Below are 18,455 nucleotides of genomic sequence, written 5' to 3' on the forward strand. Positions count from 1 at the left end.
CTGCCCCATGGTCTGTGATTGATCGTCCGCGTGTGACAACGACGCGGACTCCAACGTGTCCTACGCATCAGGCAGCTATCCCGCATGTGGGCCACCTGTTGCGCACGTTAACCCGCTGTTCTGTACGTGGGCAGTGTTGCCCAGGCTCGGAATAGCAGGCCCACGTGCGGATGAGCAGGCCCAGGCTCGGAATAGCAGGCCCACGTGCGGATGAGAAGGACACACCAAGGCGCGCAAAGCGCGAACCCCCAGCAACATGGCATGTCCTGCAACCCGACTCTTTCGCGCCAACGAGGCCGGGGTTCCCGCGTGGTGCCCCGGCCTCGGGCGTATCCTGGGAAAGTAGTCATCTCGAGGAGGCCTCATGAACAGCGACGTTTCGACCCTGGCGGATTGGATTGCGGAGTCACCGTCCACCGTGTTTTTCGGGGGCGCGGGCGTCTCCACCGAGTCGGGTATCCCCGATTTTCGCGGGGCGAACGGCTTCTACTTTCAGGAGCGCGAGATTCCCCTCGAGACGGTCCTGAGCATTGACTTCTTCACCAAGCACCCCGAAGCGTACTGGGAGTGGTTCCGCGAGGTGTACCGCCCGGTAGAACCCAACGGCGCACACAAGGCCCTGGCCGCTCTGGAAGCCGCGGGTCGCCTCGACGCCGTCGTCACGCAGAACATCGACGGCCTGCACCAGCGGGCCGGGTCGCGCGCTGTGTGGGAGCTGCACGGCAACTGGGAACGGCTCGTGTGCACACGCTGTGGGACCGTCGTCGCGTTAGGGGACGCCGTCGAGGTTGACGGGGATCCAGTGCCCGCCTGTCCGTCGTGCGGAGGGCAGATGCGCCCGGACATCGTCATGTACGGCGAATCCCTCGACCAGGGAGTCATCGAGGCCGCCGTGTCTGCCATTGCGCGGGCATCCACGCTGATCGTGGCCGGCACATCCCTCGTCGTCTACCCGGCCGCGGGTCTCATCAACTACTTTTCCGGGGATCACCTGGTGCTCATGAACGCCACCCCGACCTCGGCCGACGCGCACGCAGACCTGATCGTCCGCGACCCCGTGGGTGCAACCCTCGACCGCGTCATGGACGAGCTGCGCGCGGACGGCGTCGTACCCGCGTAGGCGTTGCCGCGCACGGGTATTCTCGCGCACCGGAAACCGCTATTCCGAGCGTTAACCCCCTTACCCGCACGCTAACCCGCTAATCCGTCCGTGGGCAACACCGCCCACACTCCGAACAGCGGGTTAGCGTGCGCGCCGACGGGCCAGCAGCGCCACTCGTAGGTAGCAGCTGCAGGCCTTAGATGTCTGCATCCGTTACCAAGAGCAGAGTTCCCAACCCACCCCACAGTTGCTGCCCTCACGAGCACACAGTTTTCCTCTCCCCTGCTCGCACGTGGATAGGTCGTACGCATGTGGATAGGTTATGCGCATGCGGATAGGTTATGCGCATGCGGATAGCTTATTTTCCTATCCGTATCTTCGTAACCTATCCGCATGCTCGTAACCTATCCGTGTACCACAGCCGTGGGCGGGTATGAGGATCCGATGATCACGGGGTCGGACGCCCTGGCCCCTACCCCAAGCCTGCGGGGTCCACGAGGGAGAGCGCTCGCGGGGCGCGCGAGACGCGCACGCTTTGGCCCCACGTGAGGGTGAGCCGATCAGATTCCATGCCGTCGCCGAAGAGGACGAGGGATTCGGAGCCGACGACGAGGCTCAGCTCTTCGTCCTCGTCCAGGATGCCCTCGGTGTGCTCGATGCCGGTATAGGGGGAGGGCCAGGCCTCGCGCACAAACCATGCGAGTGAGGGCGAGGTCGGGGCGGGCATCTTCCCCATCGCACGCCCACGCTTGAGGGAGGCCCCCCACCCGGTTGCGCCGGTCCCGGTGGAGACGACGACGCCCGATGAGGATTGGCGTTCGATGCTGGACCCAAGGGAGAGTTCGTAGCGGGCGCTCTGGTGGCTCGGGTGCCCGATGAACACCTCGTTGAGGGCGGTCAGGGAGCGTGAGTCGTCGGCTGCCGCGCGCACCATTGTCAGGTGATCGACGCGCAGGTCCGCGCCTGATTCGAGGCGGCGCAGCGCCCCTACGCCTTGGTCGGGCGTGCAGAGCACGAGGACACCCGCGTTGGACTGGGGTACCGAGTTGATGCCGACCACGGCCTGGTCGCCAGCGTATTTGGCAACGTTGGCGACCAGGCCGTCGGGTCCGACGACGACGATGACGTCCTCGGGGGCGAAGAGGAAGCGCGAGAGGGAGTCGCGTTCGACGTCGGCGCTCGCCCACCCGTCCGGGATGCCTGCGCGCACACGGGCCAGAGCTGCCAGGTGGGACTCGTGCGCTCGTTCGACGGCTTCGAGGCTGCGCCCGCGTGACCGCAGGACGAATTCGACCTGGCCGCGGGTGGAGTAGCGGTCCATGAGTTCGTCATACTCGGTGGGGCGTCGGACGATGACGGCACGTCGTCGCATGGCTACTTGCCTGCCTTCTTGGAGCCGGTGAATGCGGAGACGAGGTCACTGAGCACGTCGGCGGTGATGGTGATGTCGCCGAAGGACGGCATGTTCTTGGCCAGTTCCTTGAGGGCGACGGCGCGCGCCACCTCTGGTCCGGCCTCGCCGAGGGCCCTGACGTAGGACGCATCGGTCGCAGTCCGCGCGGCACCGGCGGTCTTCCAGTCCGCCTCGTAGGCTTTGGCTTTTTCGACGATGCGTCGCGCTTCCGCCTCGACGGCGATCGCGTCGGCAGCGGCTTTCTCCTCAGCTTCACGCCGGGCATTGTGTCCTTCCTGGTCAACCAGGTCGGCACGCTTGCGGGCCAGGTCGAGCTTGGACTGCATCTCATTTTCGGAGATCTGGGATTCGCGTTCGACGGCGAGGGCGCGACGTTCGTAGAGGGCGCGATCAGCCTCGGCCTGGAGCTGCTCGAGGAGCGGGGCTCGCAGCGAGGATTCGACGCCCTCGTCAGGGCGCAGGCTCATGAGGCGCACGTCGACGACGGCGACGCCGGTTGCGCGCAGCTGTTCGTCGGCGGCAAAAGCCTGGGCGAGCAGGCTGCCGACCCGTTCGAGGGAGCCGGAGATGGCGTCAGACAGAGGCATCGCGCCGATGGACGAGGCCAGGGCCGAGTGAGCGATTCGGGTGACGGTTTCGTCGATCTGCCACAGGCCTTGCGCGTCGTTGCTTGCATCGCGCGGGTACAGGTCGAAGTCGTAGTGCGAGGCGGCCGCCTCGGCGTCCTCGATGCGGTAGGTGATGGCGACCTGGGCGCTGACGTTTTGCTGGTCGGCGGACGGGACCTGTACGAGGAAGCTGTGGGCGCGGTTCGCGGTGGGCACTTCCGCGAGCGCGCAGCGCCCGGCTCGCAGCCAGAAGGACTGGCCGACTCCGGATCGGATGGTGCGTCCGGCGCGTATTTGGACGACGTGGTCGCCGGCTCCGCCCTGGTAGCGGATGAGGAAGGGGTGGTGGTGGAGGGTTCCCATGATGGCTCCTTGGTCGGGTGGTCTCCCACTTATTTGTGTCACGATGACGATAATCCCACCTCACATTTAATGTCAACTCGACACAAATAAGTTATGCTGACACCATGACTGAACCCCTCACCATCCCGATCGCGGTCGACATCGTCGCCCTGACCGTCATCGACCACACCCTCCACGCCCTCGTCGTGCGCCGAGGCATCGAACCCTTCAAGGATCACCTGGCCCTTCCCGGCGGATTCCTGCGCGACGGCGAACAAACCGAAGAGGCGGCAGCACGCGAGCTCGAGGAGGAAACCGGTATCACTCCCCCGGGTTACCTCGAGCAGCTGCGCACCTACGGACCGCAGGGACGAGACCCCCGCGGCCCCATTCTCTCCGTCGCCTACCTGCTCTTGGCCCCCTCCTTCTCCCCCGCCCGCGCGGGAGGCGACGCCGCCGGAGCACTCTGGCACCCCGTCGATGCCCTCCTCGCACCCACCTCCCCACTCGCCTTCGACCACGCGACAATCCTGGCGGACGGCATCGAGCGCGCACGCTCCAAGATCGAATACTCACCCCTGGCCACCTCCTTCTGCGGCCCCGAGTTCACGATCACCCAGCTACGCACCACCTACGAGGCCATCTGGGGATCGACCCTCGACCCTCGCAATTTCCACCGGAAAGCAACGAAAACAGCCTCCTTCATCGAGCCGACAGGAGGCACCGTCCGCGAGGGAGCAGGACGCCCCGCAACCCTGTACCGCCTCGTCCCCGGCGTCGACGCAACGGCCTTCGTCCTCGACCCTCCCCTGCGCCGACCGCCCACCCCAACCCCGGCCTCGTCAATGAAGAGCGCAAGCGCGCGGAGTACGCGAGAATAAGCCCCGTACCAAAGGAGAACCATGAACTTCCATTCCCTCTACGACCAGGGCTTCGCGCGCGTCGCCGCCGTGACCCTGCCCGTGCACCCAGCGCGCCCCTTCGAGAACGCGCGCGAGATCATTGACACCGCACGCGAGCTTGACGCGCGCGGCGTCGCCGTCGGCGTCTACCCGGAGCTGTGCGTCTCCGGATACGCCATCGACGACCTCCTCCTGCAGGACGTCCTGCTCGATACCGTCGAGAAAGCCCTGGGGGCCATCGTCGAGGCCAGCGCCGACCTGCTCCCCCTCCTCATCGTCGGCGCACCGCTGCGCAAGGACAATGCCCTGTACAACTGCGCGGTCGCCATCCACCGCGGGCGCGTGCTCGCGATCATCCCCAAGTCGCACCTGCCCAACTACCGCGAGTTCTACGAGAAGCGCTACTTCGTCACCATGCCCCCGCGCGCCTGCGAGCGCATCGAGGTCCCGTGGGGTGGCATCGAAGAATTCACCGGCGGCCCCGTGTGGGTTCCCTTCGGCCAGGTCCTCATTTCCGCCGACGACGTGCCCGGCCTGACCGTCGGCATCGAAATCTGCGAGGACATGTGGGTGCCCGTCACCCCCGCCACCGAACTGGCGCTCGCGGGCGCGACCGTCCTGGCGAACCTGTCGGCGTCCCCGATCACGGTCGGACGCGGCGCAGACCGCGAACTCATGGTGCGCTCGGTGTCCGCGCGCTGCTCGGCGGCCTACATCTACACGGCGGCCGGCATGGGCGAGTCCAGCACGGACCTGGCCTGGGACGGCGAGACCATGATTTACGAGGCCGGGGAACGCCTGGCGATTGGCGAGCGCTTCCAGGAGGGCGCGCACATCACGATCGCCGACGTGGACCTGGAGCGCCTGCGCACCGAGCGCAAGCGCCAGAATTCGTTCACGGACAACGCGCAGCGCTACTTCGCGGGGGACGAGCGCTTGTCCCCCCAGGAGGTCGAGATCACGCTCGATCCGCCGCGCACCGACCTGGGCCTGGAGCGAGCGGTCAACCGCTTCCCCTTCGTCCCGAATGACCCCACACGCCTGGAGCAGGACTGCTACGAGGCCTACAACATTCAGGTCGCCGGCCTGGTCCAGCGCCTGCGCGCGATCGGCAACCCGAAGATCGTCATCGGAGTCTCGGGCGGCCTGGATTCAACGCACGCGCTGGTCGTGGCCTCCCGCGCGATGGACCTGCTGGGACAACCGCGCACGGACATTCTGTGCTACACGCTGCCTGGTTTCGCCACGTCCGAGCGCACGAAGACGAACGCGACCTTGCTGTGCCAGTACCTGGGTACGTCCTTCCAGGAGATCGACATCCGCCCGGCGGCCACGCAGATGCTGGCCGACATCGGCCACCCCTACGGCGAGGGCGAGGCCACCTACGACGTCACCTTCGAGAACGTCCAGGCAGGCCTGCGCACCGACTACCTGTTCCGCCTGGCCAACCACCTGGGCGGCATCGTGCTGGGCACGGGCGACCTGTCCGAGCTGGCGCTGGGCTGGTGCACGTACGGTGTGGGCGACCAGATGAGCCACTACGCGGTCAACACGGGTGTGCCGAAGACCCTCATGCAGCACCTGATCCGCTGGGTCGTGGCCTCCAAGCAGTTCGACGAGCGCGTCGGCGAGGTACTCCTGTCGATCCTCAACACGGAGATCTCCCCCGAGCTGGTTCCCGCCAAGCCGGGCGAGAAGATGCAGTCCACGCAGGACAAGATTGGCCCCTACAACCTGCAGGACTTCACGCTGTACCACGTGCTGCGCCGCGGCGCGCGCCCCTCGAAGATCGCGTTCCTGGCAGAAAAGGCCTGGTCGGACGCTTCCGTGGGTTCCTGGCCGGTCGGCTTCCCCGAGGAGGACAAGGTCGCGTACTCGCTGGAGGAGATCGTGACGTGGGAGCGCCTGTTCCTGTGGCGTTTCTTCAGCCAGCAGTTCAAGCGCAGCGCCCTGCCCAACGGCCCGAAGGTCATGGCCGGCGGCTCCCTGTCCCCGCGCGGGGATTGGCGCATGCCCTCGGACGTGTCGGGCGCGGATTGGGTCGCCGAACTTGACGAGGCCGTGAAGGGCCTGGTCGACTGACCTGACATTCGCTCACGCCCGGTCGCAAGCTGCCGTGGGGCGACACTCACTCGAGTGTCGCCCCACGTGTTTCTTGTCAATGCGCACCAGGGAACGCATCAGACCGCGAGACTATGCCAGCATTCACACGCACGACGCCCAAAATATCGGTATGGTTGCTTTTGGCAGTTAGGTAAGCCTAGGTTTTCCTATTTCAGCCCCATCACAAGTAACTATGACGGAGAAATAATGTCTCGCACGACCACGTCCCTGGCCGCCATCGCCGCCATCGCGGCACTCGGCCTCGCCGCCTGCTCCTCGGGTGCCACTTCCTCCTCGCAGTCCACCACATCCTCCGCGTCCGAGGCCACCCAGGCCTCGTCCGTGTCTATCGAGGCAAACGATGGCACGGTCGACATCAAGCTGCCCGTCACCCGTGCAGCATCCCTCGACAACCGCACCTTCGAGGTCCTCGCGCAGTGGAACGTGCCGCTCGTCGCTGCCCCCAAGAAGCTGATCCCCTCGACCATCACCGCCTACAACGGCGATGACATCGCCGACGTGGGCATGCACCGCGACCCCAACCTCGAGGCCCTGGTCGCCGCCGAACCCGACCTGATCATCTCCGGTCAGCGCTTCTCCAAGTACGACGCCCAGATCAAGGAACTGGCCCCCGACGTCCCGCTCATCAACCTCGAGCCGCGCGAGGGGCAGCCCTTCGATCAGGAACTCATCCGCGAGGTCACGGACCTCGGCGAGATCTTCGGCAAGCAGGACGAGGCCAAGAAGCTGGTTGACGACTTCAACGCCTCGATCGAGCGCGCGAAGAAGGCCTACGACGGCTCCTCCACCGTCATGGCGGTTGACGTCTCCGGCGGCAACATCGGCTACGTGGCGCCCGGCAAGGGCCGCACGTGGGGTCCGGTCTTCGACCTGCTCGGCCTGAAGCCGGCGCTTGAGGTCGAAGGTTCGACCGACTCTCACACGGGTGACGACATTTCCGTCGAGGCTATCGCGCAGGCCAACCCCGCCTGGATCCTCGTGCTCGACCGCGACGCCGCGATCACCAAGGACGGCTCTAACACCCCGGCTGAGACCGTCATCAACGACAACGCTGCCCTGCAGAACGTGACTGCCCTCCAGAACAAGCAGGTCGTGTACGCGCCGAACGACACCTACACCAACGAGTCGATCATCACCTACACGGAGATCTTCAACTCCCTCGCGGACGCTTTCGAAGCAGCCCAGAAGTAACCATCTGACACCCTTGCGGGTGCCGCCCCTCGGGCGGCACCCGCTCCCCCATTCTCATGACGCATTCCCCCATCACCGCGCCGCCTTCCCCCCAGACACCCGCATCCTCCGCGGCGACGCCCGCACCCGCCACGACCTCGTCGTCGAGGCGGCCCCTCGCACTCGCACTGGCCACGCTGGCCGTCCTCGCCCTGCTGGTTCTGTCCCTGTCCACCGGTGAGTACTCGATCCTTTCCCAGGACGACGGCTGGCGGATCTTCCTCGCCGTGCGCGTTCCCCGCACCATCGCCCTGATTCTCTCCGGTGCCGCCATGTCCATGAGCGGCCTCGTCATGCAGCTGGTCACCCAGAACCGCTTTGCCGAACCCTCCACGACGGGCACGACCGAATGGGCGGGACTGGGCCTGCTCGTCATCATGATCGCGTGGCCGGGTGCCCCAATCCTGGTACGCATGACCTGCGCGATCACCTTCGCGTTCGCGGGCACAATGGTGTTCTTCGCACTCCTGCGACGTGTCTCCCTGCGCTCCTCGCTGCTCGTTCCAATCATGGGCATGATGCTCGGCGCGGTCGTCTCCGCGATCTCCACGTTCATCGCGCTGGAAACCAACACCATGCAGAGCGTGGCCGTGTGGTTCCAGGGGTCCTTCACCTCCGTCTACGAAGGCCAGTACGAGATCCTGTGGATCGTCACCATCGTCGTCGCAATCGTCTTCATCATGGCCGACCGCCTCACAGCCGTGTCGCTCGGCGAAGACATCGCTGTGTCCCTCGGCGTCAACTACCACCGCATGGTCCTCATCGCGACCGGCCTAGTCGCCGTCGCCACCGGCGTCGTCACCGTCGTCGTCGGTTCCCTGCCCTTCCTGGGCCTCATCGTGCCCAATCTGGTCTCCATGACGATGGGCGACAACCTGCGCACCAACCTGCCGTGGGTGTGCCTGGCGGGCATCGCCCTGGTGACGGTCACCGACCTGCTCGCCCGCACCATCATCTCCCCCTTCGAGATGCCCGTTTCCGTCATCCTGGGCGTCCTCGGAGCCTTCGTCTTCATCGCGCTCGTGCTGCGCCAGGCCAAGAAGGGAGCCACGCTGTGACCGCCGCTTCTCTCCCCTCGATGAACGAGGCCGCCGCCACGTCCCCCGCCCAGGCCTCGTCCATCACGCGCCCGACACGCCGTACCGGTGCCTTCGTGTCCCCCGCCGCCAGGCGTCGCTGGTGGATCATCTTCGCTGCCGTGTGCGCGGTCGCGCTCCTGTCCTGCATCGGACTGCTCGTGTGGAAGAATCCCGCGCACTTCGGAACACCCGTTTTCTGGCGTCTCGCGCGTCGGCGCGCCTTCGCGGTCCTGGCGATCACCCTGGTGGCCGTGTGCCAGGGCATGGCCACGGTCGCCTTCCAGACGGTGGCGAACAACCGCATCATCACGCCTTCCATCCTGGGCTTCGAGTCCCTCTATCGGGCGATCCACACGTCCACGATCTTCTTCCTGGGCGTCGCCGGACTCAACGCCTCGGCGACCGTCGGCAATTTCGTCGGCCAGTTGGGTCTCATGATCGCCCTGACGCTCGTGCTCTATTCATGGCTGCTCACCTCGCAGCGCGCCTCGATGCACGCGATGCTCCTCATCGGCGTCATGCTCGGCGCGGGCCTGGGTTCCATCTCGACCTTCATGCAGCGCCTCCTCACGCCTTCGGAGTTCGACGTGCTCACCGCCCGCCTCTTCGGGTCCATCGCGAACGCGCAGAAGGAGTACTTCCCGATCGCCGTCCCACTCGTTGCGGTCGCCGCGCTCGCCCTCGTGCTCATGACACGCAGGCTCTCCGTCCTCTCCCTCGGACGCGAAACCGCCACAAACCTGGGACTCAACCACCGGCGCACGTCGGTCGTGGTCCTCGTCCTCGTGTCAATCCTCATGGCGACGTCGACCGCGCTCGTGGGTCCCATGACATTCCTCGGATTCCTCGTCGCGACGCTGTCCTACCAGTTCTCCGACACCCACGACCACCGCTTCATCTTTGCGATGGCGGTGGCCCTCGGCATCGCGATTCTCTCCAGCGCCTACTTCGTCATGAACCACATCTTCAACACGCAGGGCGTCGTCTCCATCATCATCGAGTTCGTCGGCGGACTCGCGTTCATCGTCACTATTTTGCGAAAGGGCCGCCTGTGATTTCCATCGATTCCGTCGTCAAGCAGTATTCGCCGTCGGTGCGCATCGGCTCGATTTCACTCGACATCCCGGCGGGCGGGATCACGGCGCTCGTAGGTCCCAACGGGGCGGGTAAATCCACGCTCCTGACCATGATCGGGCGTCTCCTCGGCATCGACGAGGGCACCATCGAGGTCGGGGGCCTCAACGTCGCCACGACGAAGTCCTCCGAGTTGGCGCGCACCTTGTCGATCCTGCGCCAGGAAAACCACTTTATCTCGCGCCTGACCGTGCGCCAGCTCGTGGGATTCGGGCGCTTCCCCCATTCCAAGGGACGTTTGAACGCCACGGATGAGGCGATCATCGACCGCTACATCGGCTTCCTCGACCTGGAGGACCTGCAGGCTCGTTACCTCGATCAGCTCTCGGGCGGCCAGCGCCAGCGCGCCTACGTCGCCATGGTGCTGGCCCAGGAAACGGACTACGTCCTGCTGGACGAGCCCCTCAACAACCTGGATATCGCGCGCAGCGTCGAGATGATGACGATGCTGGAACGAGCCGCCCGCGAATTTTCGCGCACCATCGTCATCGTTCTACACGACATCAACTTCGCGGCGCGCTACGCCTCACAGATCTGTGCCCTCAAGGACGGGACGGTCGCTTTCATGGGCACGCCCGAAGAGATCATGCGCGATGAGGTCCTCACCGACATCTTCGACACCCCCGTCACCGTCGTGCCGGGTCCCAACGGCCCGATTGCCTGCTACTTCTGAGCGTGCACGCGCGCTCGGCCACGACTCGACTGTCACCGGTCGCCTGACGCTCCCACGGCCTCGTCATTCACGAGGCCGTGGCCAGTTAGAATGATCGCGCGGCCCACGCTCGTGCGTGAAACAGCCGTGAAACTTTCACTGTCCCTGGGGGTTCCCGTGCACGTTGGACTCATCGTCCTTTTCCTGATTCTCGCCGTCGCTCTCATCGCGGGTGGCCTCTACCTCTTCGCCTCGGGCCTGACCGCGCGGATCAGCGTGTGCCGCCCTCCCCTGGGGCTGCGTCTTCAGGGCGTCGAGCCGGGTTCACAAGCCTGGGAGCGCGCCCACCGCGCCGCCTGGCCGATCCTCTTCGGCGGCGGCGTCCTGGGTGCCGCCCACGGCATCGCGCTGGCTGCCACGACCCTCATGGACGCGCGACTCTCCGTCCCCATCGTGTTCGTCGTGTCCGGCGTCATCGTCGAGGCCGGCCTGTGGCTGGTCGCGCGCGGCGCCGGCAAGGCGTGCCTGTCCTAGGACTTTCGCGCGCTCGCTCACGCCGATGCGAGCGGCATACCGCGCCCATGCGGCATGGAACCCCGACCTCGTTGCTCTCAGACGAGGTCGGGGTTCCCAGTATGAGGGGCGAGATTCAGCCCTTGGGGCGCTCGCGGCGGTCCAGCATGTACAGGGCCAGCTTCGAGGGTTCGAGCGCGCGCACGGCGTGCGGCAGGCGCGTGCCGAAGTGGATGACGTCGCCGGGCTTCAGGACAACGGTGCGGCCGTCGGCCTCGATCTCGAGGGCGCCCTCGAGCGTGTGGAGGATGACGGGCATCGCGGCCGTGTGCTCGCTGAGGATCTCGTCCTTATCGAAGCTAAAGAGGACCAGGCGCACGCCCTCGGCGTGCATGACGGTGCGCGACACCGTGGCTTCCTCGTTGACCTGGATCATCGAGGCGATGTCCTGCAGGTCCGTCATGATGGGCGTGGGGACCTCGGTGTTGGATTCGGGCGAGAGGCTCAACTGTTCTCCTTGGGTTTGCGCGCGACGATGGCAACGCCGCACAGGTGTCGGTCGTATTTCTTGAACGTACGCGCCATCGTAGTGACGCGCTCGCGCAGATCTTTGTCGCGGGCGACGTTTCGCATAATGCGCAGAGCGCCGCGCACGCCCTCGTCGGCGATCATCCGACCCGGTTTGAGTAGGGCCATGGGAGCCATGCGGGTCTCTTCGACGACGAGGCCAACGTCCTCGAGCGCACGCCTCCAGTCGGCAACGGTCAGGGGGCGTGCGTTGACGTTGATGGCCCGCGCCAGCGCCTTCCTGATCTCGGTGGCGGGTTCCTCCCCAATGGAGTCGGGGCGCATCGCCAGCTCGTGGATGACGTAGCGTCCGCCGGGGCGCAGGATACGGGCGGCTTCGCCCATAATGGCTCGCTTGGCCTTCTCCCCCTGCATGGAGAGCATGGCCTCGCCGACGACGACGTCCGCGCTCTCGTCCGGCAGGCCGGTCTGCGCGGCGTCCGCGTTCACGCAGCGTCCCACGCCCGAGGCGATGGCGTTGACGCGCGCGCACGCGTCGGGATCGCGCTCCACGCCGGTGTAGGAGGCGGGTCCGACCTCGATGATCGCCGAGGCCGTGACGCCCAGGCCGGGCGCGAATTCAACGACGTCCGCGCCGGGTAGGACGGCGCGTTTGAGGGCCCAGGTGCTCAGCGCCAGGCCGCCGGGGCGCAGCACCGTTTTACCGGCGCGCGCGAGCACCCAGTGCCCGGGTGCCTTCTCGACGGGCCGGTCGGCAAAAGGCAGGGCCTCCGCCGTGGATTTAATGTGAGTTGCCATATACGCAAGTATATCGTTATCTATTTACTCGCGCAGGGCTATACCCCTCTTAAATCCTCCGACGGAGGCCCTCTATCAGCGCTTACAGGCCGATAATCTGGCCAAACTCGCGCTTGATCCGTTCGAGACGCTCGTACGCCTCATCCCACGGCACCGGCTCGCCCTCGGGGGCGGGCAGGATGACCTCGAGGTAGCACTTGAGCTTGGGTTCAGTGCCCGACGGACGCGCAATCACGCGGTCCCCGGCCTTCGTCAGCACCAGCACGCCGTCCGTGGGCGGCAGGCCCTGATACCCCTCCGACAGGTCAGAGACCTCGACGACCGGCGACCCCGCCAGCTCACTGGGCGGCTGGGCGCGCAGGCGCGCCATACCAGTCGCGATCTGCTCGATCTCCTCGACGCGGAAGGTCAGCGGACCGGTCACGTGCAGGCCGTGGGCGTGAGCCAGGCGATCCAGCTCGTCCCATGCGGTACGCTCCTCGGTCTTGAGCGCGGCGAACAGCGACGCGGCGACGACGGAAGACGCAATACCGTCTTTATCGCGTGCGACGGCGGGATTCGGGCAGAAACCAATGGCTTCCTCGTAGCCGAACGCCAGCTCGGGCGCGCGAGCGATCCACTTGAAGCCCGTGAGCGTCGTGTGGTGGACCAACCCGTGCGCGTGAGCGATGCGGGCAAGCAGACGCGAGGAGACGATCGAGTTCGCCAGCGATCCCTGGATGCCACGCGAGGCCAGGAACTCACCCAGCAGGCAGCCGATCTGGTCGCCGCTCAGCGGACGCCATCCGGCCTCGGCGGCGGGGTCTGGAACCGCGAGCGCGCAGCGGTCCGCGTCGGGGTCGACCGCGATGATGAGGTCGGCGTCCTCGGCGCGGGCCTGCTCGATCGCCATGTCGAGGGCACCGGCTTCCTCGGGGTTCGGGAAGGGCACGGTCGGGAAGTCCGGGTCGGGCTCTGCCTGGGCGGCCACGAGCGACACGTGCGTGAAGCCAGCTTCCTCGAGCACGCGGGAGGTGAGCGGGGCACCCACGCCGTGCATGGCGGTCAGGACGATGCGCAGGTCTGCGCGCGCGGCGGCGTCACCGGAGGCCAGCTTGACGGCCTCAGCGACGTATTCGTCGCGCGGGTCCACGGCCTCGACCAGGTCGTCGTTCATGGGCACCTGGTCGGCGGGGGGCGTGGCCTCGATGGCCGCGGCGATCTCGGCATCGAAGGGCGGGACGATCTGGACGCCCTGCCCGTCGCCCGTGACGACGCTGCCGCCCAGGTAGACCTTGTAGCCGTTGTCGGGTGCGGGGTTGTGCGAGGCCGTGACCATGACGCCCGCGTCCGCGCCAAAGTGGCGCACCGCGAAGGAGGTGAGCGGGGTCGGGTTGGCCTGGGGCAGTGCGAGGACGCGCACGCCTGCTGCCGAGGCGACACGGCAGGCGGCCGTGGCGAACTCGGAGGAGCCGTAGCGGGCGTCGCAGCCGACGACCAGGGTGGGGGTGCCGGTGGCGTGTCGCTTGACGACCTCGCACAGGCCCGCGGTCGCGCGGATGACAACGGCCAGGTTCATGCGGGATTCGCCAGGACCCACGACGCCTCGCAGGCCCGCGGTGCCGAACTCGAGGGGGCCGTTCATGGCGGCACCGACACGGGCGAGCGCTTCCTCGTCTCCGCCGCGCGCGGCCTCGATATCAGCCTTCAGGGACGAGGCCGTGGCCGGATCCGGGTCGTGGTCCGCCCAGCGCTGGGCTTTGTCGAGTAGTTCCATTGTTCAGTCCTCCAGTCCTGCCAGGATGGCGTTGGTTGCGGAGACGCCCAGGCGGGAGGCTCCGGCGTTGATCATGGCCAGCGCCGTTTCGGCGTCGCGAATGCCGCCCGAGGCCTTGACGCCCAGGGCGTCGCCGACGGTGGCGCGCATGAGCGTAACCGCGTGGGTCGAAGCACCACCGGCGGGGTGGAAGCCCGTCGAGGTCTTCACGAAGTCAGCGCCGGCGGCCTTCGCAGCCATGCAGGCGGCGATGATCTCGTTGTCGCTCAGGGCGGCCGACTCGATGATGACTTTGAGGACGCGCGGGGCGGGGACGACGCGGCGCACCGCCGCGATCTCCTCTCTCAGCTCGTGCAGTCGGGAGTCCTTGACCAGCTCGATGTTGATGACCATATCGATCTCGTCAGCTCCGTCGGCGACGGCCTGAGCGGCCTCGAACGCCTTGACCTGCGGTTTAACAGCACCGGAGGGGAAGCCCACAACGCAAGCGACCTTCAGGCCCTCGGGCACGTCCAGGGGCAGCATCGAGGGAGAGACGCACACGGAGAACGTGCCGGCCGCGGCTCCTTCTTCGACGATGCGTGCCACATCCGCCGCGGTGGCCTCGGGCTTAAGGATCGTGTGGTCGATCATCGCGGCCACGTCGCGCTTTTTCATAGGAGTCCTTTCGTCTCGTCTCAGAGCTTGGCCAGCGGCAGAGCCAGCTCCATCATGGCGGTGAAGGCAGTCTGACGCGCCTGCGCGTCCGTCACCTCGCCCGTGACCAAGGAATCGGAGACAGTGAAGATACCCAGGGCCTCGACGCCCGCGTGGGCGGCCGTCGCGTACAGACCAGCGGTCTCCATCTCGACGGCGAGGATGCCCATGCGCTGCCAGGCCTCGTTGAAGGTCGGGTTCGCGTTGTAGAAGACATCGGAGGACATGATGTTGCCGACATGCACCGGGACAGAGGCTTCACGGGCGCGGTGTACAACTTCTTCGATAAGACGGAAAGACCCAATGGGTGCATACGTACCCGGAAGCTGGTACTGGTCCACGAACGCCGAGTTAGAGCATGCTGCCTGAGCAACGACGACATCGTACAGGTGCATGTCGGGCTGGAGCGCGCCACAGGTGCCCACGCGCACGAGACGTTTGCAGCCGAACTCGTGGATCAGCTCGTAGGAGTACAGGGAGATGGACGGGATACCCATACCCGTCCCCATGACGGACACGGGCGTGCCCTGGTAGGTGCCGGTGAAGCCCAGCATGTTACGCACCGCGTTGAACTGCTGGACGTCCTCCAGGTAGTTCTCGGCGATGAACTTCGCGCGCAGCGGATCACCCGGCAGGAGGATCGTCTCGGCGATAGGGGCGGTGGGGTTGATGTGCGGTGTCGAACGCATGTGTCATTTCCTTCGTCAAATCACGGAGCAATCAGCTCCTCGGCATCTTTACCGTGTGGCGAGATTATTGCCGCCATTAGCAATATGTCAATAATTATATTGACAAGTGTTCAACGTCTCTCGCGCCATCACCTACTTCCTTCATAACATCGCGCTCACGCATATCCAACAGCGCGGCCGCCAGGTCCTGATCCACCACAAGATGCGTCGCAATCCCCATACGCAGCGCCGTATCCAACGCACACATTTTCACGTTTCCGCCTGCGACAACCAGCCGCACAGGACGAGTACGCAGATGTTCCAGGGAAATGCTGACAGTGCGCGCCTCAAGCTCCGGAATCGCGACCTGCCCACTCTCCGTAAAAAAGTGAGAAAGTGCGTCACCGACGGCTCTGTGTAGCAGCGTATCTACTTCTTCCTCACCCAGGTGCCCGAGGTTGAGAGAAATGACTTCGTTGCTGATCGCACCAATCGTAAAGACAGCCACGTCAACGTTACGGCCCTCTTCCAAGATCTTCATGATCGCCTGGTCCTTGCACACGATCGATGCCGTCTTCGTACTCTGAAAGATGACGGGAAGGGGCAGGTAACGCGGCTGCGCGGTGAAGGCCTTGCAAAACGCGCGCATCACCTCGAAGTCGTGCGTCGCACGCGCAGAGAAGGACGTCCCGCCCTTGAGCTGGACAACGCGCACGCCCTGACGCGGAGAACGAGTCAGGTAAGAGGCGACCGCACTCATCGTGCGGCCCCAGGAGATACCCACGCTCATGCCGTCGTGGACCAATTGGCTCACCAGGTCGGCACCGACGCGACCAACCTGATCAATGGCCTCGTCCTCCGTCACGGCGTGCCCGTGCGCGACGCGCACGCATGATAATCCGTAGCATCGCTCCAAACGGGCAGCCAGTTCAGAGGCCTCATCGCGGGGATCATGTATTGAAATGGTAACGAAACCACGATCACGGCCGTGGGCGAGGAGTTTGGCGACTGTGGGACGCGAGATGCCCAAACGGGCGGCGACTTCAGCTTGACTCAAGTCCTGCTGATAGTAGAGCTTGAGCGCATCAATCGACTGCTCATCACGCTTATCCACGTATCTTCCTTCCTCGCCCCGGCCGCGCCGCGATCAGGACACTGTCTCCAAGACCACACCGCGAGGAAGATACGTCCCTCCAGCACTGATCTCGATGGCGCCGGTCAATGTTTCCAATGCCCGTTCAATCCGCCACTCATCGTCGGTATGAAGAGTGAGCAGAGGCTGACCCTTCGTGACGGTCTCGCCCGGCTTGGCATGAATCTCAATGCCGGCACCCGCCTGCACCGGATCATCCTTGACGGCTCGGCCCGCGCCAAGTCGCCACGAGGCAACGCCCACGCTCAAGGCATCCATACCAACGATCATTCCATCGGCCTCAGCACACACCTCATGAGTGTGCACGGCACGAGGCATGGCTGCGTCGGGGTCACCGCCCTGCTCGCGAATCATCGCGCGCCAGCGATCCATGGCGCGCCCATCGCGCAGGGCGGCCTCCACGTCAGCGTCGTGCACGCCAGCAAGATCGAGCATGTTACGGGCAAGCTCGCAAGTCAGCTCGACGACATCGGCAGGGCCACCGCCCGCAAGCACCTCGACGGATTCTTCAACCTCGAGGGCATTGCCGATCTTCCTGCCCAGCGGCACGGACATGTCGGTCAGCAGAGCGCGCGTAGCGACGCCCGCGTCGCGTCCTAGGTCCACCAGAGTGCGAGCCAACTCGCGCGCACTGTCGATGTCCTTCATGAAAGCACCCGATCCAACCTTGACATCCAGGACGAGGGATCCCGTGCCCTCCGCGATCTTCTTGCTCATGATGGAGCTGGAGATCAGCGGAATCGATTCGACCGTGGACGTGATGTCGCGCAGCGCGTAGAGCTTCTTGTCCGCGGGTGCCAGACCCGACCCTGCCGCGCAGATGACCGCGCCGCAGCCTTCACCGAGCTGAGCCAGAATCTCCTCGTTGGACAGATTAGCGCGCCACCCGGGGATGGACTCCATCTTGTCCAGGGTACCGCCCGTGTGCCCCAGGCCTCGGCCCGACAGCTGCGGGACGGCCACGCCGAAGCACGCAACGAGCGGAGCCAGCGGAAGCGTGATCTTGTCGCCCACGCCTCCCGTGGAGTGCTTGTCTGCAGTCGGTTTGCCAATCCCGGAGAAGTCCATGCGCTCCCCCGAACGGATCATCGCATCCGTCCAGCGGGCGATCTCGTCGCGGTTCATCCCGCGCAAAAAGATCGCCATAGCCAGGGCAGACATCTGCTCGTCCTTGACGACGCCCTTCGTGTAAGCGTCGATCACCCAGTCAATCTGGTCGGGGGTGAGTACTCCCCCATCCCGCTTCGTGCGGATAATGTCAACGGCATCAAACAGTGCCAACGTTTCCTTCTTTCTTCTGAGACGAGGCCTGGGCCGCGTCGTGAGCATCATCTGACCTGGCGGTGCCGCGGGAGGCAGCCTCCTCCAGGTCGTGGGGACCAAAGGCACCGGGCAGGACCTGGGTCATATCGGCGACGCCGCCTGGCATGAGGACCAGGCAGGAGGGGCCGCCATGCTCGTAGATGAGCTGGCGGCACCGCCCGCACGGGGCCACCGGAACCCGGTCCCCGTTGACGGCGACAACCGCGACGAGTGTGCCTCCGCCGGTGCGGATCAGGTCCGAGACCATGCCACACTCGGCGCACAGCGTCACGCCGTAACCCGCGTTCTCCACGTTGCAACCGCTGACGATACGGCCATCGGCACTCAGGCCCGCCGCGCCCACCGGGAAGTGCGAGTAGGGACAATACGCGTGTGTCATCGCGTCGATGGCGACGCCCAGCAGGGCGTCCCAATCGATCGTCGTCACCTGTTC

General features: G+C 65.7%; 18 protein-coding genes. 8 read left to right on the forward strand and 10 right to left on the reverse strand.

Annotation, left to right across the window (positions count from 1 at the left end):
- Positions 1-364: 364 nt before the first annotated feature.
- Positions 365-1,120: an NAD-dependent protein deacylase gene (locus tag O3932_RS09550; RefSeq protein ID WP_371538042.1), complete on the forward strand. Its 756-nt coding sequence runs from the start codon at positions 365-367 to the stop codon at positions 1,118-1,120.
- 454 nt (positions 1,121-1,574) lie between these two features.
- Here O3932_RS09550 and O3932_RS09555 read toward each other — a convergent pair whose 3' ends face one another.
- Both O3932_RS09555 and O3932_RS09560 read right to left on the reverse strand, forming a co-directional pair.
- Positions 1,575-2,474, reverse strand: coding sequence for a hypothetical protein (locus tag O3932_RS09555; protein WP_371538045.1), 900 nt, complete (start codon positions 2,472-2,474; stop codon positions 1,575-1,577).
- Positions 2,475-2,476: 2 nt separating this feature from the next.
- On the reverse strand, positions 2,477-3,487 hold the full coding sequence (locus tag O3932_RS09560) for an SPFH domain-containing protein (RefSeq protein ID WP_296505167.1): 1,011 nt from the start codon (positions 3,485-3,487) through the stop codon (positions 2,477-2,479).
- Between the two features lie 104 nt (positions 3,488-3,591).
- Here O3932_RS09560 and O3932_RS09565 point away from each other — a divergent pair, with 104 nt between their 5' ends.
- The 7 genes from O3932_RS09565 to O3932_RS09595 all read left to right on the forward strand — a co-directional run bounded on the left by O3932_RS09565 (position 3,592) and on the right by O3932_RS09595 (position 11,121).
- Entirely contained in the window at positions 3,592-4,347 is a 756-nt protein-coding gene (locus O3932_RS09565) for an NUDIX domain-containing protein (RefSeq protein WP_371538047.1), read from the forward strand.
- Between the two features lie 21 nt (positions 4,348-4,368).
- Entirely contained in the window at positions 4,369-6,450 is a 2,082-nt protein-coding gene (locus tag O3932_RS09570) for an NAD(+) synthase (RefSeq protein WP_371538050.1), read from the forward strand.
- A gap of 228 nt (positions 6,451-6,678) precedes the next feature.
- Positions 6,679-7,683 (forward strand): siderophore ABC transporter substrate-binding protein, encoded by a 1,005-nt coding sequence (locus O3932_RS09575; protein ID WP_009649120.1) that lies wholly within the window; start codon positions 6,679-6,681, stop codon positions 7,681-7,683.
- A 56-nt stretch (positions 7,684-7,739) separates the two neighbouring features.
- Complete coding sequence (locus O3932_RS09580) at positions 7,740-8,780, forward strand: iron chelate uptake ABC transporter family permease subunit (protein ID WP_314735689.1); 1,041 nt, start codon at positions 7,740-7,742, stop codon at positions 8,778-8,780.
- A 20-nt stretch (positions 8,781-8,800) separates the two neighbouring features.
- Positions 8,801-9,856 carry an iron chelate uptake ABC transporter family permease subunit gene (locus O3932_RS09585; RefSeq protein ID WP_156791860.1) on the forward strand — a complete coding sequence of 352 codons (1,056 nt, stop codon included), beginning with the start codon at positions 8,801-8,803 and terminating at the stop codon, positions 9,854-9,856.
- A complete protein-coding gene (locus tag O3932_RS09590; RefSeq protein ID WP_296505180.1) occupies positions 9,853-10,608 on the forward strand; it encodes an ATP-binding cassette domain-containing protein in 756 nt (251 codons plus the stop codon). The genes O3932_RS09585 and O3932_RS09590 overlap by 4 nt, the downstream gene beginning before the upstream one ends.
- A gap of 156 nt (positions 10,609-10,764) precedes the next feature.
- Positions 10,765-11,121: a permease gene (locus O3932_RS09595; RefSeq protein ID WP_296505518.1), complete on the forward strand. Its 357-nt coding sequence runs from the start codon at positions 10,765-10,767 to the stop codon at positions 11,119-11,121.
- A 115-nt stretch (positions 11,122-11,236) separates the two neighbouring features.
- Here O3932_RS09595 and O3932_RS09600 read toward each other — a convergent pair whose 3' ends face one another.
- The 8 genes from O3932_RS09600 to O3932_RS09635 form a co-directional block, all read right to left on the reverse strand.
- Positions 11,237-11,608, reverse strand: coding sequence for a cupin domain-containing protein (locus O3932_RS09600; RefSeq protein WP_009648650.1), 372 nt, complete (start codon positions 11,606-11,608; stop codon positions 11,237-11,239).
- Complete coding sequence (locus O3932_RS09605; RefSeq protein WP_371538053.1) at positions 11,605-12,426, reverse strand: class I SAM-dependent methyltransferase; 822 nt, start codon at positions 12,424-12,426, stop codon at positions 11,605-11,607. The genes O3932_RS09600 and O3932_RS09605 overlap by 4 nt, the downstream gene beginning before the upstream one ends.
- Positions 12,427-12,508: 82 nt before the next feature.
- On the reverse strand, positions 12,509-14,182 hold the full coding sequence (locus O3932_RS09610; protein WP_371538056.1) for a phospho-sugar mutase: 1,674 nt from the start codon (positions 14,180-14,182) through the stop codon (positions 12,509-12,511).
- Positions 14,183-14,185: 3 nt separating this feature from the next.
- Positions 14,186-14,839, reverse strand: coding sequence for a deoxyribose-phosphate aldolase (deoC, locus tag O3932_RS09615; protein ID WP_009648647.1), 654 nt, complete (start codon positions 14,837-14,839; stop codon positions 14,186-14,188).
- 20 nt (positions 14,840-14,859) lie between these two features.
- Positions 14,860-15,567 carry a purine-nucleoside phosphorylase gene (gene deoD, locus O3932_RS09620; protein WP_291451474.1) on the reverse strand — a complete coding sequence of 236 codons (708 nt, stop codon included), beginning with the start codon at positions 15,565-15,567 and terminating at the stop codon, positions 14,860-14,862.
- 94 nt (positions 15,568-15,661) lie between these two features.
- Positions 15,662-16,660: a sugar-binding domain-containing protein gene (locus O3932_RS09625; protein ID WP_314567721.1), complete on the reverse strand. Its 999-nt coding sequence runs from the start codon at positions 16,658-16,660 to the stop codon at positions 15,662-15,664.
- A 33-nt stretch (positions 16,661-16,693) separates the two neighbouring features.
- The gene (locus tag O3932_RS09630; RefSeq protein ID WP_296505187.1) at positions 16,694-17,980 is read right to left on the reverse strand and encodes a thymidine phosphorylase; all 1,287 of its coding nucleotides are present in this window, start codon (positions 17,978-17,980) and stop codon (positions 16,694-16,696) included.
- The gene (locus tag O3932_RS09635) at positions 17,967-18,449 is read right to left on the reverse strand and encodes a cytidine deaminase (protein ID WP_296505190.1); all 483 of its coding nucleotides are present in this window, start codon (positions 18,447-18,449) and stop codon (positions 17,967-17,969) included. Before O3932_RS09635 ends, O3932_RS09630 begins: the two co-directional genes overlap by 14 nt.
- Positions 18,450-18,455: the final 6 nt, after the last annotated feature.

Origin of the sequence: Pauljensenia sp. 20925_1_25, assembly GCF_041433955.1 — a bacterium.
GTDB lineage: Bacteria > Actinomycetota > Actinomycetes > Actinomycetales > Actinomycetaceae > Pauljensenia.

Bases quoted from the DNA above. Each gene is read 5' to 3' on its own strand.
- O3932_RS09550 (WP_371538042.1), top strand. From the start codon at position 365: ATGAACAGCGACGTTTCGACCCTGGCGGATTGGATTGCGGAGTCACCG.
- O3932_RS09555 (WP_371538045.1), bottom strand. From the start codon at position 2,474: ATGCGACGACGTGCCGTCATCGTCCGACGCCCCACCGAGTATGACGAA.
- O3932_RS09560 (WP_296505167.1), bottom strand. From the start codon at position 3,487: ATGGGAACCCTCCACCACCACCCCTTCCTCATCCGCTACCAGGGCGGA.
- O3932_RS09565 (WP_371538047.1), top strand. From the start codon at position 3,592: ATGACTGAACCCCTCACCATCCCGATCGCGGTCGACATCGTCGCCCTG.
- O3932_RS09570 (WP_371538050.1), top strand. From the start codon at position 4,369: ATGAACTTCCATTCCCTCTACGACCAGGGCTTCGCGCGCGTCGCCGCC.
- O3932_RS09575 (WP_009649120.1), top strand. From the start codon at position 6,679: ATGTCTCGCACGACCACGTCCCTGGCCGCCATCGCCGCCATCGCGGCA.
- O3932_RS09580 (WP_314735689.1), top strand. From the start codon at position 7,740: ATGACGCATTCCCCCATCACCGCGCCGCCTTCCCCCCAGACACCCGCA.
- O3932_RS09585 (WP_156791860.1), top strand. From the start codon at position 8,801: ATGAACGAGGCCGCCGCCACGTCCCCCGCCCAGGCCTCGTCCATCACG.
- O3932_RS09605 (WP_371538053.1), bottom strand. From the start codon at position 12,426: ATGGCAACTCACATTAAATCCACGGCGGAGGCCCTGCCTTTTGCCGAC.
- O3932_RS09610 (WP_371538056.1), bottom strand. From the start codon at position 14,182: ATGGAACTACTCGACAAAGCCCAGCGCTGGGCGGACCACGACCCGGAT.
- deoC (WP_009648647.1), bottom strand. From the start codon at position 14,839: ATGAAAAAGCGCGACGTGGCCGCGATGATCGACCACACGATCCTTAAG.
- deoD (WP_291451474.1), bottom strand. From the start codon at position 15,567: ATGCGTTCGACACCGCACATCAACCCCACCGCCCCTATCGCCGAGACG.